Annotated in this window: 19 protein-coding genes and 1 tRNA gene; 9 read left to right on the top strand and 11 right to left on the bottom strand. The window is 72.2% G+C overall.

The window, feature by feature from the left end:
* Positions 1–46: 46 nt before the first annotated feature.
* Positions 47–592 carry a GNAT family N-acetyltransferase gene (locus VT52_RS20760; RefSeq protein WP_053055679.1) on the bottom strand — a complete coding sequence of 182 codons (546 nt, stop codon included), beginning with the start codon at positions 590–592 and terminating at the stop codon, positions 47–49.
* Positions 593–763: 171 nt separating this feature from the next.
* On the opposite strand from VT52_RS20760, the gene VT52_RS20765 reads away from it, so the two are divergent.
* From VT52_RS20765 to pyk, 3 genes are all read left to right on the top strand, one after another.
* Positions 764–2,122 carry a pyridoxal phosphate-dependent decarboxylase family protein gene (locus VT52_RS20765; RefSeq protein WP_046426511.1) on the top strand — a complete coding sequence of 453 codons (1,359 nt, stop codon included), beginning with the start codon at positions 764–766 and terminating at the stop codon, positions 2,120–2,122.
* Positions 2,119–3,558: a lysine N(6)-hydroxylase/L-ornithine N(5)-oxygenase family protein gene (locus VT52_RS20770; protein ID WP_046426509.1), complete on the top strand. Its 1,440-nt coding sequence runs from the start codon at positions 2,119–2,121 to the stop codon at positions 3,556–3,558. The genes VT52_RS20765 and VT52_RS20770 overlap by 4 nt, the downstream gene beginning before the upstream one ends.
* Before the next feature lie 127 nt (positions 3,559–3,685).
* Positions 3,686–5,125, top strand: coding sequence for a pyruvate kinase (pyk, locus tag VT52_RS20775; RefSeq protein WP_046426507.1), 1,440 nt, complete (start codon positions 3,686–3,688; stop codon positions 5,123–5,125).
* Positions 5,126–5,237: 112 nt separating this feature from the next.
* On the opposite strand, the gene VT52_RS20780 is transcribed toward pyk, so the two are convergent.
* Positions 5,238–5,312 (bottom strand) — tRNA-Leu (locus tag VT52_RS20780).
* A 100-nt stretch (positions 5,313–5,412) separates the two neighbouring features.
* Here VT52_RS20780 and VT52_RS20785 point away from each other — a divergent pair.
* Entirely contained in the window at positions 5,413–6,069 is a 657-nt protein-coding gene (locus tag VT52_RS20785; protein ID WP_037653222.1) for an ANTAR domain-containing response regulator, read from the top strand.
* A gap of 74 nt (positions 6,070–6,143) precedes the next feature.
* On the opposite strand, the gene VT52_RS20790 is transcribed toward VT52_RS20785, so the two are convergent.
* From VT52_RS20790 to VT52_RS20820, 7 genes are all read right to left on the bottom strand, one after another.
* Positions 6,144–6,860, bottom strand: a complete 717-nt coding sequence (locus VT52_RS20790) for an ABC transporter ATP-binding protein (RefSeq protein WP_046426505.1) — start codon at positions 6,858–6,860, stop codon at positions 6,144–6,146.
* Entirely contained in the window at positions 6,857–7,804 is a 948-nt protein-coding gene (locus tag VT52_RS20795) for an ABC transporter ATP-binding protein (protein WP_046426503.1), read from the bottom strand. The genes VT52_RS20790 and VT52_RS20795 overlap by 4 nt, the downstream gene beginning before the upstream one ends.
* Before the next feature lie 6 nt (positions 7,805–7,810).
* Positions 7,811–9,583 carry a branched-chain amino acid ABC transporter permease gene (locus VT52_RS20800; RefSeq protein WP_046426573.1) on the bottom strand — a complete coding sequence of 591 codons (1,773 nt, stop codon included), beginning with the start codon at positions 9,581–9,583 and terminating at the stop codon, positions 7,811–7,813.
* Between the two features lie 5 nt (positions 9,584–9,588).
* A complete protein-coding gene (locus tag VT52_RS20805) occupies positions 9,589–10,518 on the bottom strand; it encodes a branched-chain amino acid ABC transporter permease (RefSeq protein ID WP_046426500.1) in 930 nt (309 codons plus the stop codon).
* 108 nt (positions 10,519–10,626) lie between these two features.
* Entirely contained in the window at positions 10,627–11,850 is a 1,224-nt protein-coding gene (locus VT52_RS20810; RefSeq protein ID WP_240509824.1) for a branched-chain amino acid ABC transporter substrate-binding protein, read from the bottom strand.
* Between the two features lie 583 nt (positions 11,851–12,433).
* Positions 12,434–12,922 carry a hotdog fold thioesterase gene (locus tag VT52_RS20815; RefSeq protein ID WP_046426568.1) on the bottom strand — a complete coding sequence of 163 codons (489 nt, stop codon included), beginning with the start codon at positions 12,920–12,922 and terminating at the stop codon, positions 12,434–12,436.
* 46 nt (positions 12,923–12,968) lie between these two features.
* Positions 12,969–15,272: an FdhF/YdeP family oxidoreductase gene (locus tag VT52_RS20820; protein ID WP_046426498.1), complete on the bottom strand. Its 2,304-nt coding sequence runs from the start codon at positions 15,270–15,272 to the stop codon at positions 12,969–12,971.
* 331 nt (positions 15,273–15,603) lie between these two features.
* On the opposite strand from VT52_RS20820, the gene polA reads away from it, so the two are divergent.
* From polA to pgfA, 5 genes are all read left to right on the top strand, one after another.
* Positions 15,604–18,330 (top strand): DNA polymerase I, encoded by a 2,727-nt coding sequence (polA, locus tag VT52_RS20825; RefSeq protein ID WP_046426496.1) that lies wholly within the window; start codon positions 15,604–15,606, stop codon positions 18,328–18,330.
* 213 nt (positions 18,331–18,543) lie between these two features.
* Entirely contained in the window at positions 18,544–18,939 is a 396-nt protein-coding gene (locus VT52_RS20830) for a hypothetical protein (RefSeq protein ID WP_107481394.1), read from the top strand.
* Between the two features lie 298 nt (positions 18,940–19,237).
* Positions 19,238–21,034 (top strand): lytic transglycosylase domain-containing protein, encoded by a 1,797-nt coding sequence (locus VT52_RS20835; protein WP_046426494.1) that lies wholly within the window; start codon positions 19,238–19,240, stop codon positions 21,032–21,034.
* A gap of 166 nt (positions 21,035–21,200) precedes the next feature.
* Positions 21,201–21,335, top strand: coding sequence for an SPW_0924 family protein (locus VT52_RS37085; RefSeq protein WP_107481395.1), 135 nt, complete (start codon positions 21,201–21,203; stop codon positions 21,333–21,335).
* Between the two features lie 22 nt (positions 21,336–21,357).
* On the top strand, positions 21,358–22,350 hold the full coding sequence (gene pgfA, locus VT52_RS20840; protein WP_046426492.1) for a cell envelope lipid trafficking protein PgfA: 993 nt from the start codon (positions 21,358–21,360) through the stop codon (positions 22,348–22,350).
* On the opposite strand, the gene VT52_RS20845 is transcribed toward pgfA, so the two are convergent.
* Together VT52_RS20845 and VT52_RS20850 are read right to left on the bottom strand one after the other, a co-directional pair.
* Positions 22,340–24,934: an ATP-dependent RNA helicase gene (locus VT52_RS20845; RefSeq protein WP_046426490.1), complete on the bottom strand. Its 2,595-nt coding sequence runs from the start codon at positions 24,932–24,934 to the stop codon at positions 22,340–22,342. The genes pgfA and VT52_RS20845 overlap by 11 nt on opposite strands.
* A gap of 58 nt (positions 24,935–24,992) precedes the next feature.
* Complete coding sequence (locus tag VT52_RS20850; RefSeq protein WP_206306575.1) at positions 24,993–25,838, bottom strand: class I SAM-dependent methyltransferase; 846 nt, start codon at positions 25,836–25,838, stop codon at positions 24,993–24,995.
* Between the last annotated feature and the right edge of the window lie 135 nt (positions 25,839–25,973).

Below are 25,973 nucleotides of genomic sequence, written 5' to 3' on the forward strand. Positions count from 1 at the left end.
CCCGGCAGCGGGCGAGGTCGCCGGGCGGCTCGCCCGCCGACACGGCTCACAGACCCCCGCCCCGCCTCAGCACCGCCCGCCGCATTTCCCCTTCCCGCGGCCCCGACCTGCGGTTGGCGCCGCCCGGCCCCGACTCCTGGTCCAGGCGGAAGCCGAGCCGCTCCAGGAAGCGCTCGCCGGCGCGCCAGCCGGGCGGGACCGTCGCCGTCACCAGGGGCGGATCCCCGGCCCGTGCCAGCAGGGAGCGGGCCAGAAAGTGGCCGAGGCCGCGGCCGCGGCACCAGGGGGCCAGCAGGAAGAGGCCGACGGCGACCGCGCCCGGCTCGGGATGGTCGCGCACCGCGTCCACGACGCCCGCGACCACCCCGTCCCGCTCCAGCACCAGCAGCACCTTGCCGTCGGGGCGCGCGCCCTCGGGCAGGCCGTAGTACAGGCTCTGTACATCGCCCGGCGCCGGCGGCAGCCCGGTGGCCGCCAGGAACCAGTCCTCGCTCTCCTCGAACAGCCGGATCAGCGGCGCCTCGTCCGCCGGGGCGAGTTCACGCACCAGCACCCGTTCGCCGGGCACGTCGAGCATCCACGCGTCCACCATCCGGCCGACGGTAGTGGCGGACAGCCCCCGCTCCAACAAGTTTTCCCCGTACGGCAGTACCCACGTGCGGGTCCCGCTCGTTGCACGTACCGGGACACCCGCCCCTCTTGCCGTACCACCCGGAGCCCACGCGGCGCGCCCCGAGCAGCCCCGAGAGCGGAGGCCAGCCCCATGCCCACCCAGCCCCTCGCCTCGGGCCCGCACGGCCACGGCGCCCTCCGCCCGCTCCTGGACACCGTGCTGGACGCCCTGGAGCAGGGCCGGAAGGCGCGCGGCGGCCCCCTGCCCGCCGGCGGACCCGAGGCCACCGCCCGGCGGATCGCCGACGCGCTCGGGGACGTACTGCCCCCCGAGGGCGACCCGGACGGCCTGCGCGATCTCGTGCGGCTGCTCGCCGAGAGTGCCGCCGACCCCGCCGACCCGCTGTGCGCCGGCCACCTGCACTGCCCGCCCCTCGCCGTGGCCGCCGCCGCCGACCTCGCGGTCAGCGCCCTCAACCCCTCCCTCGACTCCTGGGACCAGGCCCCCGGCGCCACCGCCCTGGAAGCCGTCGTCGCCCAGGCCCTCGCGCGGGCGGCCGGACTGGCCGACGCGCTGGTCACCACCGGTGGCACCGAGTCCAACCAACTCGCCCTGCTGCTCGCCCGCGAGGCGGGCGACGGCAGCGTCCGGCTCGTCTGCGGCGCCGCCGCCCACCACTCGCTGACCCGCGCCGCCTGGCTGCTCGGACTGCCCGACCCGGTGCTCGTCCCGACCCCCGGCGGCACCCTCGAACCGGCCGCCCTCGACGCCGCCCTCACCGCGCTCCCCGGCCCCCTGCTGGTCGCCGCCACGGCCGGCACCACCGACGCCGGCCTCGTCGACCCGCTGCCCGAGATCGCCGCCCTGTGCCGGGCCCGCGGCGCCCGGCTGCACATCGACGCCGCCTACGGGGGCGGACTGCTCTTCAGCGACCGGCACCGCGCCGAACTCGCCGGACTCGACGCCGCCCACACCGTCACCCTCGACCTGCACAAACTCGGCTGGCAACCGGTCGCCGCCGGCCTGCTCGCCGTCGCCGACCCGGCCGAACTCGCCGTACTCCACCACCGGGCCGACTATCTGAACGCCGACGACGACACCGAGGCCGGTCACCCCGACCTGCTCGGCCGCTCCCTGCGTACCACCCGCCGCCCCGACATCCTCAAGGCCGCGGTCACCCTGCGGACCCTCGGCCGCCGCGGCCTCGGCGCCCTGGTCGACCAGGTCTGCGACCTGGCACGCGAGTTCGCCGCGCTCGTCGAGGCACACCCCGGCTTCGAGCTGTACGACACCCCGGTCATCAGCACGGTCCTGTTCCGCCCCGCCGGGGCCACCGACGCCGCCGTGGCCGAAGCCCGCCGCGTACTGCTGCACGAGGGCCGCGCCGTCCTCGGCCGCGCCCGGCTCGACGGCCGCCTCTGGCTCAAGGCGACCCTCCTCAACCCCCGTACCCGGCCGGACGACCTGGCCCACCTGTTGAAACTCGTCGAAGGAAGCACCCCCGGATGACCCCCCACCAGGCTCCCCCGAACACCCTCCTGTCGCGCCGCGACCCCGACGCCCCCCGCGACCTGGTCGGCATCGGTATCGGCCCCTGCAACCTCTCCCTCGCCGCGCTCGCCCAGCCGCTGCCCGAACTCGACGCCGTCTTCTACGAACAGCGGCCCGGCTTCAGCTGGCACCCCGGTCTGCTCATCGAGGGCTCCACCGTCCAGGTGCCCTTCCTCGCCGACCTGGTGAGTCTCGCCGACCCCACCAGCCCCTGGAGCTTCCTCAACCACCTCAGAACCCGCGAACGACTGTTCCCCTTCTACTTCGCCGAGCGCTTCCACATCGAACGCGCCGAGTACGACGCCTACTGCCGCTGGGTCGCCCGGAACCTGCCCGGACTGCGCTTCGGCCACCAGGTCGACGCCGTCCGCTGGAACCCCGAACGCGAGTTGTTCGAGGTCGACTTCACCCAGCTCGACGCGGACGGCGAGGCCGACGCCCTCGGCCGCGCCTACACCCGCAACCTGGTCCTCGGCGTCGGCACCGTCCCCCATGTGCCGGCCCCGCTCAAGCCCATGGTCGACGCCGAGGGCCTGCCCGTCGTGCACGCCGCCGACTACCTCGACCACCGTGCGGAACTGCTGGCCGCCGGGCACATCACCGTGGTGGGCTCCGGGCAGTCCGGCGCCGAGGTCTTCCTCGACCTGCTGCGCCGCCGGCCGGCCGGTGAGGAGCGGCTGCACTGGATCGGCCGCAGCCCCGCGTTCTCGCCGATGGAGTACTCCAAGCTCGGCCTGGAGCACTTCACCCCCGACTACACGCGCTACTTCCACGCCCTCGCCGAGCCCGTCCGTGACCGGCTGGTCGGCGCCCAGTGGCAGCTGCACAAGGCCGTCGACGCCGGCACCCTCGCCGCCATCCACGACGAGCTGTACCGGCGCACCCTGAACGGCGGCTGGCCCGACGCCGTCCTCACCCCGGGCGTGCGGGTGCGCACCGCGGGCCGGATCGCCAACAGCAAGATCGAGCTCCATCTGGAGCACCTGGAGGAGAGCAGCCGTTCCCGGCTCGCCACCGACGCGGTCGTCCTCGCCACCGGCTACCAGCAGCGGCCCCTCGGCCGCCTGCTCGCCGGGCTCGACCCGTACATGCGCCGCGACGCCGGCGACCGGCCGCGCATCGACGCGGACTACCGCCTGGCCCTCGACCCCTCGGTCAAGGGCTCCGTCTACGTCCAGAACGCCGAGCTGCACACCCATGGTGTCGGCGCCCCCGACCTGGGCCTCGCCGCCTGGCGGAGCGCCACCATCCTCAACTCGCTCACCGGGAAGGACCCGTACCCCCTTCCGGAGCGTACGGCCTTCACCACCTTCGGTCTGCGCGAGCCGCGTTCCACCGTCCCGGGGGCACGGCACGCCGGCCGGCGGCTCACTCCGCTCGTCGAGGAGAGGTGAGTCGAATTCGCTCATAGGAGCGACCCGTCGCACAATTCAACACTTGTCAATAAGGCTTCATGTAAAGGTTGTTGAGTGGTCATGCGGCCCGGAATCTCTACCGACGGGTAAGCCCTAGGCTCGAACCATGCGCCGAGCAAAGATCGTTTGTACATTGGGGCCCGCCACCGACTCGTACGACCAGATCAAGGCACTGGTCGAGGCCGGAATGGACGTCGCCCGGTTCAACCTCAGCCACGGCACCCGCGCCGAACACGAGGAGCGTTACCGGCGCGTGCGCATGGCTGCCGACGAAACCGGCCGCAGCGTCGGAATCCTCGCCGACCTTCAAGGTCCGAAGATCCGCCTCGGCCGTTTCGCCGAAGGGCCGGTACTGCTTGAACGCGGCGACGACTTCACCATCACCGTGGAGGACGGCGTGGAGGGCGACCGCCTTCGCTGCGGCACCACCTACGCGGGGCTCGCCGGGGACGTCGCCCCCGGCGAGCGCGTCCTGGTGGACGACGGCCGGGTCTGCCTGGAGGTCACCGCCGTCGACGGCCCCCGGGTGCGCACCCGCGTGGTCGAGGGCGGCATGGTCTCCGACCACAAGGGCCTCAACCTGCCCGGCGTCGCCGTCTCCGTGCCGGCCCTGTCGGAGAAGGACGAGGAGGACCTGCGCTGGGCGCTGCACATCGGCGTCGACATCATCGCCCTCTCCTTCGTGCGCAGCGGCGACGACGCCCGGGTGGTGCACCGCATCATGGCCGAGGAGGGTCGCCGCCTCCCGGTGATCGCCAAGATCGAGAAGCCGCAGGCGGTGGCCAACCTGGACGACATCGTGGCCGCCTTCGACGGGCTGATGGTCGCGCGCGGCGACCTCGGCGTGGAGATGCCCCTGGAGCAGGTGCCGATCGTCCAGAAGCGCGCCATCAAGCTCGCCCGGCGCAACGCCAAGCCGGTCATCGTCGCCACCCAGATGCTCGACTCCATGGTCGACAACTCCCGCCCCACCCGCGCCGAGGCCTCCGACGTGGCCAACGCGGTCCTCGACGGCACGGACGCCGTGATGCTCTCCGGCGAGACCAGTGTCGGCAAGTACCCGATCGAGACCGTGCGCACCATGGCGAAGATCGTCATGGCGGCCGAGGAGGACATGCTGGCCAAGGGGCTGCCGCCGCTGACCGAGCGGAACAAGCCGCGCACCCAGGGCGGCGCGGTCGCCCGCGCGGCCGCCGAGATGGGTGACTTCCTCGGCGCCAGGTTCCTCGTGGCCTTCACCCAGTCCGGCGACACCGCCCGCCGGCTCTCCCGTTACCGCCCGCCGATCCCGCTGCTCGCCTTCACCCCCGAACCCGCCACCCGCTCCCAGCTCAGCCTCACCTGGGGCGCCGAGACCTTCCTCGGCCCGCACGTCGACTCCACCGACGCCATGGTCGACCAGGTGGACGAACTGCTGCTGCGGTACGGCCGCTGCGAGAAGGGCGACGTCGTGGTGATCACGGCGGGCTCCCCGCCCGGGGTCTCCGGCTCCACCAACATGGTCCGCGTCCACCGCATCGGCGAGGGCGACGACCCGGAGGTCTGAGCGAGGACCGGGAGCGCGCGCGGCGGGACATGAGAAAGGGCCCCTTCGTCGAAGGGGCCCGCACAAACCTGAGAATCAGGAAAACCCGTGACCATGGAAAACAAGGAAAAAGTGCCCCGGGTCGGACTCGAACCGACACTGTACGGGTTTTGAATCCGTTGCCTGCTGCCAATTGGGCTACCGGGGCTCGCAGAATCAAAGGTTTCCCCCGACCCTCCGCGCGTCCACCATACCGTAGCTAGGTAGGCTCTTGTCAGCAGTACCCCTGCACCGAACGAGGAGCCCCCGTGACCGCCGAGTCGCCCCAGCCCGTAGACGCGCCCGACGACGACAAGTCGCACGTGCCTCCGCTGACGACCCGTGTCGTCATCGCCGAGGACGAGGCACTGATCCGGCTCGACCTCAAGGAGATGCTGGAGGAGGAGGGGTACACCGTCGTCGGTGAGGCCGGCGACGGCGAGCAGGCGATCGAGCTGGCCCGCGAGCACCGGCCGGACCTGGTGATCCTGGACGTGAAGATGCCCAAGCTGGACGGCATCTCCGCGGCCGAGAAGATCGCCGAGGAGTCCATCGCCCCGGTCCTGATGCTCACCGCCTTCTCCCAGCGCGACCTGGTCGAGCGCGCCCGGGACGCCGGTGCGATGGCGTACCTGGTCAAGCCGTTCAGCAAGAGCGACGTGGTGCCGGCGATCGAGATGGCCGTCTCCCGCTTCACCGAGCTGAAGCAGCTGGAGCAGGAGGTCGCCGACCTCACCCTGCGCCTGGAGACCCGCAAGCTGGTCGACCGCGCCAAGTCCATCCTGCAGACCGAGTACGGCCTGACCGAGCCGGCCGCCTTCCGCTGGATCCAGAAGACCTCCATGGACCGCCGCATGTCGATGCAGCAGGTCGCCGAGGCCGTGATCACGGACAACGAGGAGAAGAAGGCCGCCAAGAACGGCTGAGCGGCCCCGCACGCACGGCGATGCCCGCGTCCCCTCCGAAAAGGGGACGCGGGCATCGCCGCAGGAGCGGTGTGTCAGTCCTCGCCCAGATACGCCTTGCGGACCGACTCGTCGTGCAGCAGATCCTGCCCGGTGCCGGACAGCACGATCGAGCCGACCTCCATCACATGGCCCTGGTCGGCGAGCGAGAGCGCCGCCTGGGCGTTCTGCTCGACCAGCAGGATGGTGGTGCCCTGGGACTTCAGCTCCGCGATGGTCGCCAGGATCTTCTGCATCATGATCGGCGACAGACCCATGGACGGCTCGTCCAGCATCAGCAGCTTGGGCCGGGACATCAGCGCCCTGCCCATGGCCAGCATCTGCTGCTCGCCGCCGGAGAGGGTGCCCGCTGCCTGCTTGCGCCGCTCGCCCAGGATCGGGAAGAGGTCGTAGGCACGCTGGACGTCCTTCTCGATGCCCTCCTTGTCCTTGCGCAGGAAGGCGCCGAGCTGGAGGTTCTCCGCGATGCTCAGACGCGGGAAGATGTGCCGGCCCTCGGGGGAGTGGGCGAGCCCCAGAGCGACGATCTTGTGCGCCGGCACGCCGGTGAGCGGCTTGCCGTCGAACAGGATCTTGCCGCCGACCGGCTTGAGCAGCCCGGACAGGGTGCGCAGGGTGGTCGTCTTGCCGGCGCCGTTGGTGCCGATGAGGGTCACGACCTGGCCGGCCTCGACGCTGAACGAGATGCCCTTGACGGCCTCGATCTTGCCGTACGCGACCCTGAGGTCCTCGACCTCCAGCAGTGCGGTCACTGGGTCTCTCCCTCTGTGCTGTCGGCGGAACCAGCCGCCTCGACCTCGGCCGTGCCGGCCTCCGTCGTCTCACTCCCGGCGGTGCCGGCCCGCGCCGTCGTGGCCCCGGCCGGCTCGGCCGTGGCCGCTGCGGCCTCCGCCGTGTCGACCTCCGCGGCCTCCGCCGTGTCCGGCTCGCCCTCGAAGGGCTCGCCCAGGTAGGCCGCGATGACCCGCTCGTCGGCCTGGACGACCTCGGAGGTGCCCTCGATCAGCTTCTCGCCCTGCACGAGCACGGCGACGCGGTCGCACAGGTTGAAGATGAACCGCATGTCGTGCTCGATGACGAGGACGGCGATGCCCATGTCCCGGATGGCGAAGACCAGTTCCTCGGTGGTCCGGGTCTCCTGCGGGTTCATGCCCGCCGTCGGCTCGTCCAGGAGCAGCAGGCCCGGCTCGCTGGCCAGCGCCCGCGCGATCTCCAGCTTGCGCTGCTCGCCGTAGGGCAGGTTGCGCGCCAGGTGCTCGCGCTTTTCGGCGAGGCCGACGAACTCCAGGAGTTGCAGGGCCCGTTCCTCGGACTCGCGCTCGGCCTTGCGGAAGCCGGGGCCGCGCAGCAGCGCCGACCACAGGCCCTCTTTGGTCCGCGTGTGGCGGCCCACCAGGACGTTCTCCAGAACGGTCATGTTGGCGAAGAGCCGGATGTTCTGGAAGGTACGGGCGATGCCCGCCTGCGTCACCATGTGCGGCTTGGGCGGCAGCACCTTGCCCTGGTAGGCGACGGTGCCCTCGGTGGGGACGTACAGGCCGGTGAGGCAGTTGAAGAAGGTGGTCTTGCCGGCGCCGTTCGGCCCGATCAGGCCGACGATCTCGCCGCTGTTCACCGTGAAGTCCACGGACCGTACGGCGGTCAGACCGCCGAACCGCATGGTGACGTCACGGGCTTCGAGTACAGGTGTCGTCATGGTTCCTCAGGCCCCTGCCTTGGTGACGGCCGCGTCCTCGGACAGCGTCGTCTGTGCCGGTACGTCGAGCTGGCCGGTCTCGTGGAACTCCAGCTTGCGGCGGCGGTTGGCGATGATGCCCTCCGGCCGGAACCGCATGAGCAGGATCAGCGCCACACCGAAGGCGAGCAGCTCGTAGTTCTGCATGAACTGGAGCTTCTCCGGGATGAGGTAGAGCAGGCTGGCGCCGAGCAGCGGGCCGCTGACGGTGCCCATGCCGCCGAGGACGACGGCCGCCAGCAGGAAGGCCGAGTTGGGCGGGGCGGCGCCGGCGAACTGGTACGGCTGCGGGTTGACGCTGTAGTTCACGTGCGCCATCACGGTGCCGGCCAGGCCCGCCAGGGAGGCGCCGAGCGCGAACGCGACCAGCTTGACCCGGAAGCCGTTGATGCCCATCGCGGTCGCGGCGGTCTCGTCCTCGCGGATGGCGATCCAGGAGCGGCCGATGCGCGAGTCGGCGGCGCGGGTGAAGACCAGCACCACGATGGCCGTGATGATCAGCATCAGGAACAGGTAGTTGGCGAACCGGCCGAGGGTGAACGAGCCGAAGGTGTGGGAGTCGCCCAGGTTGAACCCGAAGAGCTGGATGTCCGGGATCTGGGTGATGCCGTTGGGCCCGCGGGTGATGTTCGGACCGGAGTCGCCGTCCAGGTTGTTGACGGTGATGCGGAAGATCTCTCCGAAGCCGAGCGTCACGATGGCCAGGTAGTCACCGCGCAGCCGCAGCGTCGGACCGCCGATCAGGACACCGAAGACCAGGGAGGCGGCCATGCCGGTGAGGGCTGCGGCCCAGAAGGGGAAGTGGACCTGGAAGGGCGAGTACTCGGAGCCGGAGACCAGGGCGGCCGCGTAGGCGCCGACGCCGAGGAAGGCGACGTAACCGAGGTCGAGCAGACCGGTGAGGCCGACGACGATGTTCAGGCCGAGCGCGACCGTGGCGAAGATGAGGATGTTCACGCCGATGTTGGCGTTGTGGTCGTTGCTCTGCGTGAACGGGAAGATCACGGCTGCCGCGAACGCCAGGCAGGCCGCGAAGCCCTTGTGGCGGGTGGACATGGTCGTGTACCGGTCGAGGAGCCCGGAGTGCACCAGGCCCCAGGCGGCGAAGACGCAGACCAGCAGGAAGCCGATGAAGGTCTCGCTGTCGTCGTCGTTGATGCCGATGCCGTAGGTGAAGACGATCAGGCCGAGGGCGGTGCCGACGGTGACGGCGGCGCGTTCCGCGAGCGGCGACAGGGTGCCGGGCCGGGGCTGTTCGGGCTTGCCGAGATAGCCCTTGAGGCCGGTGCCCGGGGCCGGGTGCGGCAGGGCGAGGGCGCCGAGGACGGGCAGCAGGGAGGCCACCATCGCGACGTACGCGCCCGGGTCGAGGTTGACCAGACCGCCGAGGTCGACGGCGATGGCGATCCCGGTGAACCAGCACACGGCGAACGCCGACAGGGCGGTCAGGAGCACCGGGCTGGTGGCGCCCGACGGGTTCAGCCAGCCGAGGCCCTTCACCCGCCACTGGGCGAGCAGGTGGAGCAGGGTGAGCGCGCCGGCCACCAGGGCCAGGATCTGGAGTCCGGCCGGGTACCCGTAGATGGTCAGGTTGCCGGGGAAGTCGGGCGTCCAGGTCCAGCTCATGAAGGCGCTGGCGATGGTGCCGACGGCGCCGACGGCGATGAGAGGCCGGGCCACGGCGGCCGGGAGCGGCAGAAGGCCGCGCTCCGCCGGGGTCTGGAGGGTGGTGTCGGTCATGGTGCTCACGCCCTGTCCGCGACGCGTTCGCCGAGCAGGCCCTGTGGCCTGAAGAGGAGTACGAGGATGAGGAGGACGAAGGCCCAGACCGGCGCCCAGCCCTGGCCGCCGAGCTGGTGCATGCCGGGGACGTCCGCGATGTAGGCGGTGGCCATGGCCTCGGCGACACCGAGGACGAGTCCGCCGAGCATGGCGCCGTAGATGTTGCCGATGCCGCCGAGGACGGCCGCGGTGAAGGCCTTGAGGCCGGCGAGGAAGCCCATGTCGTAGGAGACCGAGCCGTACTTGAGGCCGTACGCGGTGCCCGCGACCGCCGCGAACAGGCCGCCGATGGCGAACGCGATCACGATGATGCGGTTGGTGTCGATGCCCATCAGCTGGGCGGTGTCCGGGTCCTGCGCGGTGGCCTGCATGGCGCGGCCGGTGCGCGAGAGCCGCACGAAGAAGGCGAGGATCGCCATGCACACCGGGGCGGCGATGATCAGGAAGAGGTCGCCGCTCTGCACGGTGACCGAGCCCAGGTGGTAGGGGCCGAAGGGGAGCTGCGGGAAGACCCGGGCGGCCTTGGCGTTCGGGTACAGGTTGAAGACGAGCTGCTGGAGCGCGAGCGAAAGACCGATGGCCGTGATGAGCGGCGCCAGGCGTGGCGCGCCGCGCAGCGGCCGGTAGGCGAAGCGTTCGGCGCCGACGGCGATGAGTACGGCGACCAGGGCGCCGCCGACGAGCATCGCCGGCAGGGCTATCCACATGGATATGCCGTCCGGCAGGGCGAGGTACACCGTGAGGGCGCCGAAGCCTCCCGTCATGAAGATCTCGCCGTGAGCGAAGTTGATGAGCTGGACGATGCCGTACACCATCGTGTACCCGATGGCGATCAGGCCGTACATCGAGCCGAGGAACAGCCCGTTGGCCAGCTGCTGCGGCAGAGTGTTCACCGCATGGCCTCCATGTGGTGGGGAGAGTCAAGGGGGCGGTAGAGGGCGGGCCGCGCGGTGACGGTGGTCAGTGCCGCGCGGCCCCGGGGTCGCGATGTGTGCCGCGGGCTACTTCGGGTTGGCGACGCCGCTCTTGACGGACTTCCACGCACCGTTGACGACCTGGTAGACGGTCAGCTGCTTGTTCGTGGTGTCACCGAACTCGTCGAACGAGATCTTGCCGGAGATGCCGTCGAAGGAGTTGTGCTGGACCGCGTCGACGACCTTGGCGCGGGCGTCGTCCGGGAGCTTGCCGTCCTTGATGACCTGGCCGACGGCCTTGATGATCGCGGTGGTGGCGTCGTAGGAGTACGAGCCGTAGGTGCCGTAGTCACCGGGGTACTTCTTGGCCTTGTAGGTGGCCACGAAGTCCTTGGCGGCGGGCAGGGTGTCGACCGGGACGCCGATGGAGGTCGCGAGGTCGCCCTCGGAGGCCTTGCCGGCGGTCTTGATGTAGGTCGGGGTGAACATGCCGTCGCCGCCGAACAGCGGGATCTTGGCGCCGGCGTCCTTGAGCTGCTTGGTCAGCACCTGGGACTCGTCGTACTGGCCGCCGTAGTACAGGATGTCGGCGCCCGAGTTCTTGATCTTGGTGACCAGGGTGGAGAAGTCGCGGTCGCCCACGCTGACGTGGTCGGTGCCGATGACCTTGCCGCCCTGCTTGGTGAACTGCTCCTTGAAGATCTTGGAGAGGCCGGCGCCGTAGGTCTGCTTGTCGTCGACGACGAACGCCTTCTTCTTGTGCAGACCGTTGTAGGCGTAGTCCGCCGCGAACGCGCCCTGGAGGGCGTCGGTGGTCGCGGTGCGGAAGTAGGTCTTGAACGGACGGACCTTCTTGCTCTGCCAGTCCTTGCCCTGGGTCAGCTCCGGGGCGGTGTTCGACGGAGAGATCTCCACCAGGTTCGCGGTGTCCAGGACCTGCTGCATCTGGGTCGCGACACCGGAGTTGAGCGGGCCGACCACGCCGAGGACGTCCTTCTCGGCGACCAGCTGGGTGGCGTTCTGCTGGCCGGTGGCCGGGATCGCCTTGTCGTCCAGCGCCTTGATCTTGAAGGTCACGCCGGGGACCGTCTTGTTCTTGTTGGCGTCGTCGACCGCGATCTGCGCGCCGTACTGGATGCCCAGGCCGGTCGCGGAGTTCTGGCCGGTCAGCGGGGCGTCCACGCCGATGGTGACCGTGATGTTGCCGCTGTCGCCGCCCTTGCTGTCGTTGTTGCGGGAGCCGCAGGCGGTGAGAGTCAGAGCCCCGGTCGTCAGAACGGAGGTAAGAATCACCAGAGAACGCTGTCGCACAATCGATCCTTTCCGCAGGCATGAGCGGTCCCTGGAACGGGACGGCATGGAGCCGCGTTGGTACCGAACTCCCGTTGGAGCGGTGACTGGCCGTGACTCTAAGCCCGCTATGGAGACCTGGGCAGCGCCGTAGGCGTCCTTGTGACTTTCTTGTTATGACGGCGTGGACGGGAAAGTTCCGCAGGGGATGCTCTCGGCCGGTTTGGCGGAATTTCCCCGCGGTCCACATTTTGAGAATGCGCACTTCCGGTTGGCCGTCGGGCCGAGGTCACGGGCCGACGGCCGCGGGGCCCCCGGGGCGCCCGGGGAAGATCACCCGGGGGCGTGCCCCCGAAGGGGAGACGGGAGGTGCTTATTGCACACGTGTTACGCAGCGTTACGCCGGAAAAGAAAGGTGTGGGATACAGCAATTCTGCGGGCGGGCCGCCGATATCTCCACCCGGTCCCGCGGGGGTGCCAAGAGACCGTCCCGCCCGGACGAATGAATTCCACTTACCCGTAAGCGGGATGACGCCGCATCGGTAACAAAAAGGCCCGGTCGCACACCTTTTGGTGAGTGGACCGGGCCTTTGGTGAGGGAGCGTCAGACCGCGGCGGGCGCCTGCTCGCCGTGCTGCGCGCCGAAGTCACGGAGCATGCAGGTCAGCCGGGCACTGCACACCCGGCGGCCCTGCTCGTCGCTGATGACGACCTCGTACGTCGCCGTCGAACGGCCCCGGTGCAGGGGCGTGGCCACCCCGGTCACCAGGCCCGAGCGGATCCCGCGGTGATGCGTGCAGTTGAGGTCCACACCGACCGCGACCTTGGTGCTGCCGCCGTGCAGCATCGCGCCGACCGAGCCCAGCGTCTCCGCGAGCACCGCCGAGGCACCGCCGTGCAGCAGGCCGTACGGCTGGGTGTTGCCCTCCACCGGCATCGTCCCGACGACCTTGTCGGGGGACGCCTCGAGGATCTGCACGCCCATCCGGGTCCCGAGGTCACCGGCGGAGAACAGTGCGGGCAGGTCCACACCGAGCGCCGCGTACTCCTCGATGATCTCCTGCGGGAATCGCACCTGCTGCTGCTCGCCCATGAGCCGGCTCCGTTCGTCGTACACCTGTCTTAACCTGAGCGAACGCTCAGTCGGTCGCCGATTGTTCCAGACGGCCTTCCGCGTGCGCCTCCAGGCGTACGATCACCGACTTGCTCGCCGGGGTGTTGCTGGTGTCGGCGGTCGCGTCCAGCGGCACCAGCACATTGGTCTCCGGGTAGTACGCCGCCGCGCAGCCCCGGGCCGTCGGGTAGAGCACCACCCGGAAACCGGGCGCCCGCCGCTCCACGCCGTCCCGCCACTCGCTCACCAGGTCCACGTACGCCCCCTCGGCGAACCCGAGCGAGCGCGCGTCCTCGGCGTTCACCAGCACCACCCGGCGGCCGCCCGTGATGCCCCGGTAACGGTCGTCCAGGCCGTAGATCGTGGTGTTGTACTGGTCGTGCGAGCGCAGCGTCTGCAACAGCAGCCGCCCCTCGGGCAGTTCGGGGCACTCCACCGGCGCCGCGGTGAAGTTCGCCCTGCCGGTGGCGGTCGGGAAGCGGCGCTCGTCGCGCGGCGCGTGCGGCAGCGCGAAACCGCCGGGCCGGGCCACCCGCGCGTTGAAGTCCTCGAACCCCGGGACCACCCGCGCGATCCGGTCGCGGACGGCCGCGTAGTCCTTCTCGAACTCCTCCCACGGCACCACGCTGCGCTCCCCGAGCACCGCGCGCGCCAGCCGGCACACGATCGCCGGCTCGGACAGCAGGTGCGTGCTCGCGGGCGCCAGCCGGCCGCGCGAGGCGTGCACCATGCCCATGGAGTCCTCGACGGTCACGAACTGCTCGCCGCTCGCCTGCTCGTCGCGCTCGGTGCGGCCCAGGGTGGGCAGGATCAGCGCCCGCGCGCCGGTGACCGTGTGCGAGCGGTTCAGCTTGGTCGACACGTGCACCGTCAGCCGCGCCCGCCGCATCGCCGCCTCGGTCACCTCGGTGTCCGGGGAGGCGGAGACGAAGTTGCCGCCCATGGCGAAGAACACCTTCGCCTCGCCGTCCCGCAGCGCGCGGATCGCCCGCACCACGTCGAAGCCGTGCTCCCGGGGCGGCGCGAACCCGAACTCCCGCTCCAGGGCGTCCAGGAAGGCGGGCGCGGGCCGCTCGAAGATGCCCATGGTGCGGTCGCCCTGCACGTTCGAATGGCCGCGCACCGGGCACACGCCCGCCCCGGGCCGGCCGATGTTGCCGCGCAGCAGCAGGAAGTTGACGACCTCGCGGATCGTCGGCACGGAGTGCTTGTGCTGGGTCAGACCCATCGCCCAGCACACGATGGTGCGCTCGGAGGCGAGTACCAGCTCCAGCGCCTGCTCGATCTTTGGGCGGCTCAGCCCCGTCGCGGCCAGCGTCTGCGCCCAGTCGGCCGACTCCGCGGCCTTGGCGAACTCCTCGAACCCGTGCGTGTGTTCCCGCACGAACTCCTCGTCGACCGCGCCGTCCGTCTCCAGGATCAGCTTGTTGAGGAGCCGGAAGAGCGCCTGGTCGCCGCCGATGCGGATCTGGAGGAACAGGTCGGTGAGCGCGGCGCCCTTGAGCATGCCCTGCGGGGTCTGCGGGTTCTTGAACCGCTCCAGGCCGGCCTCGGGCAGCGGGTTGACGCTGATCACCTTCGCGCCGTTCGCCTTGGCCTTCTCCAGCGCGGACAGCATCCGGGGGTGGTTGGTGCCCGGGTTCTGGCCGGCCACGATGATCAGATCGGCCTTGTACAGGTCCTCCAGGAGGACACTGCCCTTGCCGACGCCGATGGTCTCCGTCAGCGCCGACCCCGACGACTCGTGGCACATGTTCGAGCAGTCCGGCAGGTTGTTCGTGCCCAGCTCGCGGGCGAAGAGCTGGTAGAGGAACGCCGCCTCGTTGCCGGTACGGCCCGAGGTGTAGAAGACGGCCTCGTCCGGGCTCGCGAGGGCGGCGATCTCCTCGGCGATGATGCCGAAGGCGCGCTCCCAGGTGACCGGCTCGTAGTGCGCCGCCCCTTCGGGCAGGTACATGGGATGGGTGAGCCGCCCCTGCTGTCCCAGCCAGTACCCGCTCCTGGCCGCCAGGTCGGCGACGGGATGCGCGGCGAAGAACTCCGGGGTGACCCGGCGCAGGGTGGCCTCCTCGGCCACCGCCTTCGCGCCGTTCTCGCAGAACTCCGCGGTGTGCCGGTGCTCCGGCTCCGGCCAGGCGCAGCCAGGACAGTCGAAGCCGTCCTTCTGGTTCACCCGCAGCAGCGTCAGCGCGGTGCGCCTGACCCCCATCTGCTGCTGCGCGATCCGCAAGGTGTGCCCGATGGCCGGCAACCCGGCCGCCGCGTGCTTCGGCTCCGTGACCTGCGGCGCGTCCTGCACCGGATCACCCTTGGGCGGCTTCGTCGCCATCGCACGCTCTCCTTCGACTGCGTGTACCACCTACGGGGCCGATCCTCCCACGGGGGGCTGACGCGGGGAACGGGCGGCTCCAGGGGGTGATGAGGGGATGACGAGGGGCGATGAGCGGGCGACGAGGGGACAGGGCCGGCTTCGCCGCCCCGTGAGCCGCCCCGTGAGCCGCCCCGTGAGCCGCCCCGTGCGCCGCCCTCCGGGGTCCGCGGGGGCTCGCCCGCCGTGGGCCCCGCCGCGTGGCCCGTGTGGGGCCCGCCGGCCCCGGCCCTCCGGCCGCCGGGGGCACACCCGGTCCGGAGTGTCAGTGGGGCGTGGCAGGATCGGGTGCGTGGCAGAGACAGCATCGAAGAAGACCGACAAGATCCCCGGCGGCACCCGTCCCCGGCTGATGCTCATGGACGGGCACTCGCTGGCCTACCGCGCGTTCTTCGCGCTGCCCGCGGAGAACTTCACCACCGCGACGGGCCAGCCGACGAACGCGATCTACGGTTTCGCGTCGATGCTGGCCAACACCCTGCGTGACGAGGCGCCCACCCACTTCGCCGTGGCCTTCGACGTCTCCCGCAAGACCTGGCGCTCCGAGCGCTTCACCGAGTACAAGGCGAACCGCTCCAAGAGCCCCGACGAGTTCAAGGGCCAGGTCGAGCTGATCGGCGAGCTCCTGGACGCGATGCACGCGCCGCGCTTCGCCGTCGACGGCTTCGAGGCCGACGACATCATCGCCACCCTCGCCACCCAGGCCGAGGCCGCGGGCTTCGACGTACTGATCGTCACCGGCGACCGCGACTCCTTCCAGCTGGTCAGCGAGCACACCACCGTGCTCTACCCGACCAAGGGTGTCTCGGAGCTGACCCGGTTCACCCCGGAGAAGGTCGTCGAGAAGTACGGCCTGACGCCCGCCCAGTACCCCGACTTCGCCGCCCTGCGCGGCGACCCGTCCGACAACCTCCCCGGCATCCCCGGCGTCGGCGAGAAGACCGCCGCGAAGTGGATCAACCAGTTCGGTTCCTTCGCCGAGCTGGTCGAGCGCGCCGAGGAGGTCAAGGGCAAGGCCGGCCAGAACCTCCGCGACCACCTGGAGTCGGTCAAGCTCAACCGCGTTCTCACCGAGCTGGAGCGCCGGGTCGAGCTGCCGAAGTCGGTCACCGACCTGGAGCGCGTGCCGTACGACCGCAAGGGCGTCGCGCTGGTCCTGGACACCCTGGAGATCCGCAACCCGTCCCTGCGCGAGCGACTCTTCGCCGTCGACCCCGGTGCCGAGGAGGCCGACACCACCCCGGTCACCGCCGAGGGCGTCGAGGTCGACGGCACCGTCCTGCGCACCGGCGAGCTCGCCCCCTGGCTCGCCGAGCACGGCACGCGGCCCCTGGGGGTCGCCACGGTCGACACCTGGGCGCTGGGCACCGGCTCGGTCGCCGAGGTCGCCCTGGCGGCGGCCGGGGGAGCGGCCGCCTGGTTCGACCCCGCGGAGCTGGACGAGGCCGACGAGAACGCGTTCGCGGCCTGGCTGGCGGACGCCGGCCGCCCCAAGGTGTTCCACAACGCCAAGGGCGCCATGCGCGTCTTCGCCGAGCACGGCTGGAGCATCGAGGGCGTGCGCATGGACACCGCGCTCGCCGCCTACCTGGTCAAGCCCGGCCGGCGCTCCTTCGACCTGGACGCGCTGTCCCTGGAGTACCTGCACCGCGAGCTGGCGCCCGCCGCCGCGGCCGACGGCCAGCTGGCCTTCGGCACGGACGAGGCCGCCGAGGCCGAGGCCCTGATGATCCAGGCCCGCGCCGTCCTGGACCTCGGCGAGGTGTTCGAGGGCCGCCTGGAGGAGGTCGGCGCCGCCGATCTGCTGCGCGACATGGAGCTGCCCACCTCCGCCCTGCTCGCCCGCATGGAGCGGCATGGCATCGCCGCGGACCGCGCGCACCTCGACGCGATGGAGCAGATGTTCGCGGGTGCGGTGCAGCAGGCCGTGAAGGAGGCGCACGCGGCCGCGGGCCACGAGTTCAACCTGGGCTCGCCCAAGCAGCTCCAGGAGGTCCTCTTCGGCGAGCTGGCCCTGCCCAGGACGAAGAAGACCAAGACCGGCTACACCACGGACGCCGACGCCCTGGCCTGGCTCGCCACCCAGACGGACAACGAGCTGCCGGTGATCATGCTCCGGCACCGCGAGCAGGCCAAGCTCCGGGTCACCGTCGAGGGCCTGATCAAGACCGTCGCGGGCGACGGCCGCATCCACACCACCTTCAACCAGACGGTGGCCGCGACCGGCCGGCTGTCCTCCACGGACCCGAACCTCCAGAACATCCCGGTCCGCACCGACGAGGGCCGGGCGATCCGCCGCGGCTTCGTCGTCGGCGAGGGCTTCGAGTCCCTGATGACCGCCGACTACAGCCAGATCGAGCTGCGCGTGATGGCGCACCTCTCCGAGGACGAGGGCCTGATCAGGGCGTTCACCTCCGGGGAGGACCTGCACACCACGGCCGCCTCCCAGGTCTTCGGGGTCGAGCCGGCCGCGGTGGACGCGGAGATGCGCCGCAAGATCAAGGCCATGTCGTACGGACTGGCCTACGGCCTGTCCGCGTTCGGCCTCTCCCAGCAGCTGAACATCGAGGCCGCGGAGTCCCGCGCTCTGATGGACGCCTACTTCGAGCGCTTCGGCGGGGTCCGCGACTACCTGCGCCGCGCGGTGGACGAGGCCCGAGCCACCGGCTACACGGCGACCGTCTTCGGGCGCCGCCGCTATCTGCCCGACCTCAACAGCGACAACCGCCAGCGCCGCGAGGCCGCCGAGCGGATGGCCCTCAACGCGCCCATCCAGGGCACGGCGGCGGACATCGTCAAGATCGCCATGCTCAAGGTGGACGCCGCCCTGCGGGCCGCGGAACTGAAGTCCCGGATGCTGCTCCAGGTCCACGACGAAATCGTCCTGGAGATCGCCCCCGGCGAGCGCGCCCGCGTCGAGGAGCTCGTCCGCCACGAGATGTCCAACGCCGTGACCCTCAAGGCCCCCCTGGACGTCTCGGTCGGCGTCGGCCCGGACTGGGAGTCGGCCGCGCACTAGCCCGCGCCGCGCGCCGTGGGAGCCGCCGCACCCGGGCCGCCGCGGTGGGGGCGCCGTATTCCGACGGAGTACGGCGCCCACCGCGGCCCGCGCAACCCGGAATCCCCCATTCCGCGCCGGTACCACAAAGACGGCCCAACCCCCGGCGGGACCGTCACTCACGTGGCCCCCGTCAAAACGCCCCGCACCCCCCGCAGCCGCAAAACTGCGGGCATGGGTATACGCATGCTTCACCGCCGGACGCCCGAGACAGTCACCCGGGTCCGGGCGGACACCGCCTCGGCGCAGGCCCTGCCCGCCTCGCCGGTCCCGGCCCTCGCGGCCGACGCAAGCACCGCCCGCATCCCCGCCGACCCGGCCACGAGCGTCCGCAGGGCCGCCCGGAACGTCCGGCGCGGCCTCAAGGACCGCACCGCCCGGACCGGGGCTGCCGGCCGCGCCCCCGACTGGCGCCAGTGGGCCGACCTGGCCCGCGGCTATCTCGCGCTCACGCTCGCACTGGTCCCGAGATCCCGCCCCCGCCCCACCCTCACGGTCTTCGTCGCCCCCCTCGCCGAACGCCCGGTCCGCCGGGACCCCCGCGACCCCGGACCGCGCGCCACCTTCTAGGGAGAACCCCCTCCCCCACAACTCAAGAGCGGGCCATCGCCGGCCCCTTGGCGGAACGCCGGACGCGTCCCCCGACGACAAGTGGCCAACCGGTGAAAGCCGGGCAGGAACGGGTGCCCCCGCGAGGCAAGTTGTCGTAGGGTCGCCTGCGGCGCCGTGCCGGGTGCGCGGGCCGGACACCGTCACTCATGTGAAAGGGCGCCACAGGGGCAACCGGAACGCCGGGTCGTTCGTCAGACCAGGGCGGGACACACACGTGGATACGGACGCAGGGCGTCCTCTGGGAGGGGTTCACTCTATGGCGGCGCATATCGGCAGGCGGCTGCGCAAGGGGGCGGCGACCACCGCCGTGGCCGCGGCGGCGGTCGCGGCTCTCTCCGCGTCCCAGGCTCCGGGAGCGACCGGCGAGGACCACGGCAGACAGGCCACGGCCGGCGCCTCCGTCCCCGTACCGGACCCCACCGGCGACGACGCCACGGGCAACTCGCCGTACTACACGGACCTGCCGCCCCTGAACAGCCCCGACCCGAGCCCCTCGCCGAGCGCCGGCACGCCCGTCGCCCAGGGCGCCGCCGAGGCCGGCATACCGGCCACGGTCCTCGACGCGTACAAGAAGGCCGAGGCCGAGCTGCGTTCCTCCAAGCCCGGCTGCAACCTCCCCTGGCAACTGCTCGCCGCCATCGGCAAAGTGGAATCCGGCCAGGCCCGCGGCGGCGAGGTCGACGCCGCCGGCACCACGCTGCGACCGATCCTCGGCCCGGTCCTCGACGGCCACGGCTTCGCGCTCATCAAGGACACCGACCACGGCGCGTACGACGGGAACGCCCAGTACGACCAGGCCGTCGGGCCCATGCAGTTCATCCCGTCCACCTGGGCCTGGGCCGGCCGCGACGGCAACGGCGACGGCAAGAAGGACCCCAACAACATCTACGACGCGGCCCTCGCCGCCGGCCACTACCTGTGCCGCGGCGACCGGGACCTGTCCCAGGCGGCCGACCTGCACCGCGCGATCCTCGGCTACAACGACTCGCAGGACTACCTGAACACCGTCCTGTCGTGGATGGAGTACTACAGCAAGGGCACCTACTCGGTGCCCGACGGCACCGGCGCCGCGCCCGGCCGCCGCAGCGACGACGGCACCCCGCGCACCGCGCCGTCCACCCCCGCCGCGCCCGCGAAGCCGCACCGGGGCAAACCGGGCTCGAAGGACCAGGGCGGCCAGAAGGGCCCCTCGCCCTCGCCCACGCCGTCGAAGCCCGGCGGGAACCAGGACGGCGGTGACCCGGCCCCGCGGCCGCCCGGGACACCCGACCCGACCACCCCGACCCCCGCGCCCACCCCCACCGACACGGTGGACCACCTGGAGAACGCGGGCACGGACACGGCGAAGCTCACCGCGACGGCCGGGGAGGCCTTCACCGGGACGATCAGCACCCGTGCCGAGACCGAGGCGGGCGCCGCCGTGGCCAAGGTCAGGATCCGGTTCACCATCTCCGGGGACACCGACGCCACCTTCACCGGCGGCGAGGACGTGGCCACGGTCGCCACCGACGGCAAGGGCGTCGCGAAGGCCCCCGCGCTCCAGGCCGGCGAGAAGACGGGCGACTTCAAGGTCACCGCCACCGTCGTGGGCCGCTCCCTCAAGGGCGTCGACTACCAGGCGACGGTCACCGAACGCGCCGCCGACACCCTGACCGCCGTCACCGACGGCGACACCCCGCCGACCTGCGTCCCCGGCGGCGAGTTCGCCGGCCAGATCCAGGTGAAGGCGACCTACGAGGGCGCCGTCGCGGACAAGGTCGCGGCCACCGTCACCCTGGTCAAGTCCGCCACCGACGCCACCGAGAACGACAAGGGCCCCTACTTCAAGGACGCCACCACCGGCAGTACCGTACGCACCCTCACCGGCCTGAAGACCGACGACAAGGGCCTGCTGACGCTGCCGAAGCTGTACGCGGACGACACCACCGGCACGTTCCTGCTGCGCGTCACCACCCCGGGCGGCGGCACCCTCACCCTCCAGCTGACCGTGGCCCCCGACGGCACCGCCACGGCGAGCCCGTCCCCGTCCCCGAGCGCACCGGCCACCTCCTGAACCGACCGGACCTCCACGGCGCCCTCCCCGCTCCCGGCGGGGAGGGCGCCGTCGTTCGTGGCCGCACCGCTGTTCTCATCTCGCCTGCCCGTTGCTACGGTGCCCGGACCTGACGAGGCATCAGAAGAAGTCAGGGCCCGACCGACCGTCCACCGGGAGGCCCCGCATGCGCGCCCTGATCGCCGCCGCGACCGGCCTCCTCCTCGCCCTCGCCCTGGTGCTCACGATCGACGCGCTCGGCACGCCGTCCGGCCGCACCTCACCGAAACCGCTGCTGACCACGGTCCCCGCACATCCGTAACCCGCCCGGGAGGCAGACCGCGATGCGCCGCACGGCAAGCCTGGTCCTGCTCGCCTGTGCCGTCTTCTGCGCGGCACTGTCGCCACTGACACGCTGGTACGCCTTTCCGCACCTGGCCCGGATCCCCGCGAACCAGTACCAGGACGTCGTCCTGGAGGCCAGGAACGCCACCCTCCTCGACTACGGCACCATGCGCGCGAAAAAGGTCCCCCAGGTCACCATCGTGCAGACCCTCAAGGGCGATGTGGCGGCCGCCAGGAAGATCGAGAAGACGGCACACCGGCCGGTCGTCGTCTGGAACGCCCTGTCCTACGTCCAGGGCCCCGACGGCAAGATGGTCTCCGAGGTCCCCGAACGCTACATCTTCGACGCCCACAGCCAGGCCCCCGTCCACGCCACCGGCGAGATGGTCGACGGCGACCCGGTCCGGCGGGCCGGCATCGAGTTCAAGTGGCCCTTCCTGACGCAGAAACGGGACTACGAGTACTTCGACGCGCAGACCCGCACCACCAGCCCCATCCACTACGAGGGCACCCGCGAGTTCCGCGGCCTGAAGGTCTACTGCTTCGAACAGACCGTCCCCTGGACCCGGGTCCCCATGCCGAAGTCCATGCCGGTCAAGGGCATCACCCCGCAGACCGTCGCCAGGACCGGCACCACCCGCTGGTACACCACGGTCCGCAGGTTCTGGGTCGAACCCGTCACCGGCGCACCGGTCTACGGCGAGGAGATCCACCGGGAGGAACTGCGCGGCGGCACCCTGCTCGGCGGCCGCGCCGAGGTCACCGCGTTCGCCGGGGACGTGAAGATGCGCGAGGACTACGTCGAACACACCGTCGCCCTCGTCAAGCACAACCGCACCCTCGTCCTCGCGCTCACCTCCTACGTCCCCCGCGGCACCCTGGCCCTCGGCCTGCTCCTGCTCGCCCTCTCCCTCGTCCTGGAGGCCCGCGCCCGCCGCCCCGCCGGCCCGGCACCCGCCCCCACGACGCGACCGCGACCGGTCAGCGCCTGAGCCGCGCGTTGGTGTGCCGGGTGGGCTCCGCCGCCGCCGGGTCCTCCGGCCACGGATGCTTCGGATAGCGGCCGCGCAACTCGGCCCGCACGGCCCGGTAGCCGTCCCGCCAGAACGACCCCAGATCGGCCGTGACGGCGGCGGGCCGCCCGGCGGGGGAGAGCAGATGCACGAGCAGCGGCACGCCCGCCACCGACGGCGTCTCGCGCAGCCCGAACATCTCCTGGAGCTTCACCGCGAGCACCGGCCGCTCGGGATCCCGGTAGTCGATCCGGATCCTGGACCCGCTCGGCACGGTCATCCGCTCGGGCGCCAGCTCGTCCAGCCGCACGGCCTCCCCGCTCGCCCAGGGCAGCAGCCGCGCCAGCGCCTGCCCGGCGTCGATCCGCCCGAGATCCGCCCGCCGCCGCGCCCGGCCCAGTTCCGGCTCCAGCCACTGCTCCGCGCCCGCGAGGAGCGCCTCGTCCGACACGTCCGGCCAGGGCTCCCCGAGCCGGGCCCGCAGGAACGCCAGCCGCTGCCGCAGCACCTCCGCGTCCGGCGTCCACCGCAGCAGCGCCGGCCCCTCGCGCCGCAGACCGTCGAGCAGCGCCGCACGCACCAGCCCCGGCGCGGCGTCCTTCAGGGGCCGCACGGTCAGCTCGACGGCCCCGAGCCGCTCGACCCGCCGGGCCACGACATCGCCGTCCGCCCAGCGCACCTCGTCCCGCTCCTCCAGCACCGCGCCCGCCGCCGCCCGCGCCACCTCCTGCGACACGGCGGCCCCGAGCCGCACCCGGGCATGCCCCTTCCCGCCCGGCCGGTCGGCCACGGCCACCACGACCCACGGCGCGCCCCGCAAGGCCGACCCCTCCACCACCTCGGCCCGCGTCCCCGACACCATGAGGTACGAACCGCCGTCCGACCTCCCGACCCGCTCGGGAAAGGCGAGCGCGGCGACCAGCCCCACCAGACCGTCCTCCCCGGCAGCGGACGACGGGACCAAGGGGACGGGGTTGCGGCCCCCGGCGTCCGCTCCCGGCCCGGCGTCCACCCGCGGCCGGCCGTCCCGGTCCTCCCGGCCGTCCCGGTCCTCCCGGGCGGCCGGACTGGAGAACTCCGCCGCGACGGACCGCAGCCGCCGCACCTCCGCGGCCCACCGCCCCGCGTAGCCGTCACCCCCGCGCCGAGCGGAACGCAACGCGCCCGCGAGATCGTCCCCGTACTCCCGCGGCACCTCCTCCGAGAGCAGCGCGACCACCTCCGCCCCCGCCCCCGACGTGTCCAGCAGCGCCCGCCCCAGCCGCGGATGCAGCCCGAGCCGGGAGAGCCGTACGCCGCGTTCCGTCGCCCGCCCCGCGCGGTCCACCGCGCCCACCGCCTCCAGCGCGGAGCGCGCCGCCGCCATCGCCCCGCCCGGCGGCGGATCCAGCAGCGCCAGACCCGAGGCGTCCGGATCGCCCCAGCAGGCCGCCTGGAGCGCGAACGACGTCAGATCGGCCACCTTGATCTCCGGCGCCGGGAACGCCGGCAACCGGCCGTCCTCGGCCTCCGCCCAGCACCGGTACACCGCACCCGGCGCCTCACGCCCGGCCCGCCCCGCCCGCTGCCGCCCGGCCGCGCGCGACGCCCGTACCGTCGTCAGCCCGCTGAGCCCCCGCGCGTGATCCACCCGGGGCTCCCGGGCCAGCCCCGAGTCCACCACCACCCGCACCCCGGGCACGGTCAGCGAGGACTCCGCGACCGACGTCGCCAGCACCACCCGCCGCCGCCGGCCGGGCGCCAGCACCGCCTCCTGCACCGCCGTCGGCGCCCGCCCGTGCACCTGGAGCACCTCGGCCCCGGCCGGCTCACCCAGCTGCCCGGCCACCCGGGCGATCTCGCCGACCCCGGGCAGGAAACACAGCACGTCACCGTCCCGCTCGGCCAGCGCCCGCCGCACCACCGACGCCACGTGCGCCAGCAGCGCGGGGTCCACCCGCATCCCGTGCGGCGGCCGCGCCGGGCGCACCGGCGGCGCCCACACCACCTCCACGGGATGCGCGGTCCCCGCCGCCTCCACCACCGGCGCCCCGCCCAGCAGCCGCGCCCACCCCTCGGCGTCCGTGGTCGCCGACGCGGCCACCAGCCGCAGCTCCGGCCGCAGCGCCTGCCGCACGTCCCACAGGAAGGCCGCCACCGTGTCGGCGTCCAGATGCCGCTCATGGCACTCGTCGAGCACGACGACGTCCACCCCGGCCAGCTCCTGGTCGCGCTGGAGCCGCTGGAGCAGCACGCCCGTGGTCACCACCTCCACCCGCGTACGCCGCCCCACGGCCCGCTCGCCGCGCACCGTGAAGCCCACGCTCTCGCCGGGCCGCTCACCCAGCAGCCACGCCATCCGCCGCGCCGCCGCACGCGCCGCGATCCGCCGCGGCTCGGCCACCACGACCCGCCGCGCCGGCCCGTCCCCGACCAGCCCCGCAAGCACCAGCGGAACCAGGGTCGTCTTGCCGGTGCCGGGCGGCGCCACCAGGACGGCGGTGCCGTCGGCCGCGAGCGCGTCGGTCAGGGCGGGCAGGGCGGAGCGCACGGGGAGCGCGTCCAGGGCGTCGTAACGGATCACGCCCCCCAGTGTCGTACGACGGCCGGACCCGCCCCCCGCGTCCCCGACCGGGGAGGTTTCAGTCCCGCTCGCACACGAAGACGGCGGTACCCGGGATCAGGCCGCCCCGCAGCGGGGACCAGCCGCCCCACTCCGAGCTGTTCCAGGCCGGCCACTCCGGCTCCACCAGGTCCACCAGGCGGAACCCGGCGGCCACGATGTCGCGGACCCGGTCGCCCAGCGTCCGGTGGTGCTCCACGTAGACCGCCCGGCCCCGCTCGTCCTGCTCCACGTAGGGCGTGCGGTCGAAGTAGGAGGCGGACACCGACAGACCCTCGGGACCCGGCTCGTCAGGGAACGCCCAGCGGATCGGATGGGTCACCGAGAAGACGAACCGGCCGCCCGGCCGCAGCACCCGCCGCACCTCGCGCAGCACCAGGCGCGGATCCGCGACGAACGGCAGCGCGCCGTACGCCGAGCACGCCAGGTCGAAGGAGCCGTCCGCGAAGGGCAGCGCGCCCGCGTCCGCGCACACCAGCGGAAACGACCCACCGATGCGCAGCGCGTGCTGGAGCTGGCGGTGCGAGAGGTCCAGGGCCACCGGACGGGCGCCCTGGGCGGCCAGCCAGCGCGCGCACTGCGCCGCGCCCGCGCCGATCTCCAGGACCTCCTGGCCCTTCAGGTCCTCCGGTGGCCCGAGCAGCTCGGCCTCCACCTCGTCCAGACCCTCCGGGCCCCACACGAAGCGGTCGTCGCCGAGGAACGTGCCGTGCTCCACCTGGTACTCGTCCGCGTTGCGGTCCCACCAGCCCCGGTTGGCCCGGCTGCTCTCCGCGACACCGGAGTCACGGCGGGTGGCTTCGGGCTCGAACCCCTCGGGATCGGGCCGTTCGGACTCTTGGATGACGGGCTCCCTCGTCGTAATCTTCCGTCCCGACCCACCGGACGGCGGTACGCCGTGAAGGAGGGCGCGAGGCCCTGCCGCGCGGGCCTGCGGGACATTTCGTGCCGGGTATGCGGCGATCCGCCCCGGGTGTCCGCCTTCGCGCATTGACCCTTT

Source organism: Streptomyces malaysiense, assembly GCF_000980885.2.
GTDB classification, from domain to species: domain Bacteria; phylum Actinomycetota; class Actinomycetes; order Streptomycetales; family Streptomycetaceae; genus Streptomyces; species Streptomyces malaysiense.

What these genes read in the sequence shown, in the direction of transcription:
- VT52_RS20820 (WP_046426498.1), bottom strand. Translation starts at nt 15,272, where the DNA reads ATGGCGACGAAGCCGCCCAAGGGTGATCCGGTGCAGGACGCGCCGCAG.
- VT52_RS20835 (WP_046426494.1), top strand. Translation starts at nt 19,238, where the DNA reads ATGGCGGCGCATATCGGCAGGCGGCTGCGCAAGGGGGCGGCGACCACC.
- VT52_RS37085 (WP_107481395.1), top strand. Translation starts at nt 21,201, where the DNA reads ATGCGCGCCCTGATCGCCGCCGCGACCGGCCTCCTCCTCGCCCTCGCC.
- VT52_RS20760 (WP_053055679.1), bottom strand. Translation starts at nt 592, where the DNA reads ATGGTGGACGCGTGGATGCTCGACGTGCCCGGCGAACGGGTGCTGGTG.
- VT52_RS20815 (WP_046426568.1), bottom strand. Translation starts at nt 12,922, where the DNA reads ATGGGCGAGCAGCAGCAGGTGCGATTCCCGCAGGAGATCATCGAGGAG.
- VT52_RS20765 (WP_046426511.1), top strand. Translation starts at nt 764, where the DNA reads ATGCCCACCCAGCCCCTCGCCTCGGGCCCGCACGGCCACGGCGCCCTC.
- VT52_RS20800 (WP_046426573.1), bottom strand. Translation starts at nt 9,583, where the DNA reads ATGACCGACACCACCCTCCAGACCCCGGCGGAGCGCGGCCTTCTGCCG.
- VT52_RS20795 (WP_046426503.1), bottom strand. Translation starts at nt 7,804, where the DNA reads ATGACGACACCTGTACTCGAAGCCCGTGACGTCACCATGCGGTTCGGC.
- pgfA (WP_046426492.1), top strand. Translation starts at nt 21,358, where the DNA reads ATGCGCCGCACGGCAAGCCTGGTCCTGCTCGCCTGTGCCGTCTTCTGC.
- VT52_RS20770 (WP_046426509.1), top strand. Translation starts at nt 2,119, where the DNA reads ATGACCCCCCACCAGGCTCCCCCGAACACCCTCCTGTCGCGCCGCGAC.
- pyk (WP_046426507.1), top strand. Translation starts at nt 3,686, where the DNA reads ATGCGCCGAGCAAAGATCGTTTGTACATTGGGGCCCGCCACCGACTCG.
- VT52_RS20830 (WP_107481394.1), top strand. Translation starts at nt 18,544, where the DNA reads ATGGGTATACGCATGCTTCACCGCCGGACGCCCGAGACAGTCACCCGG.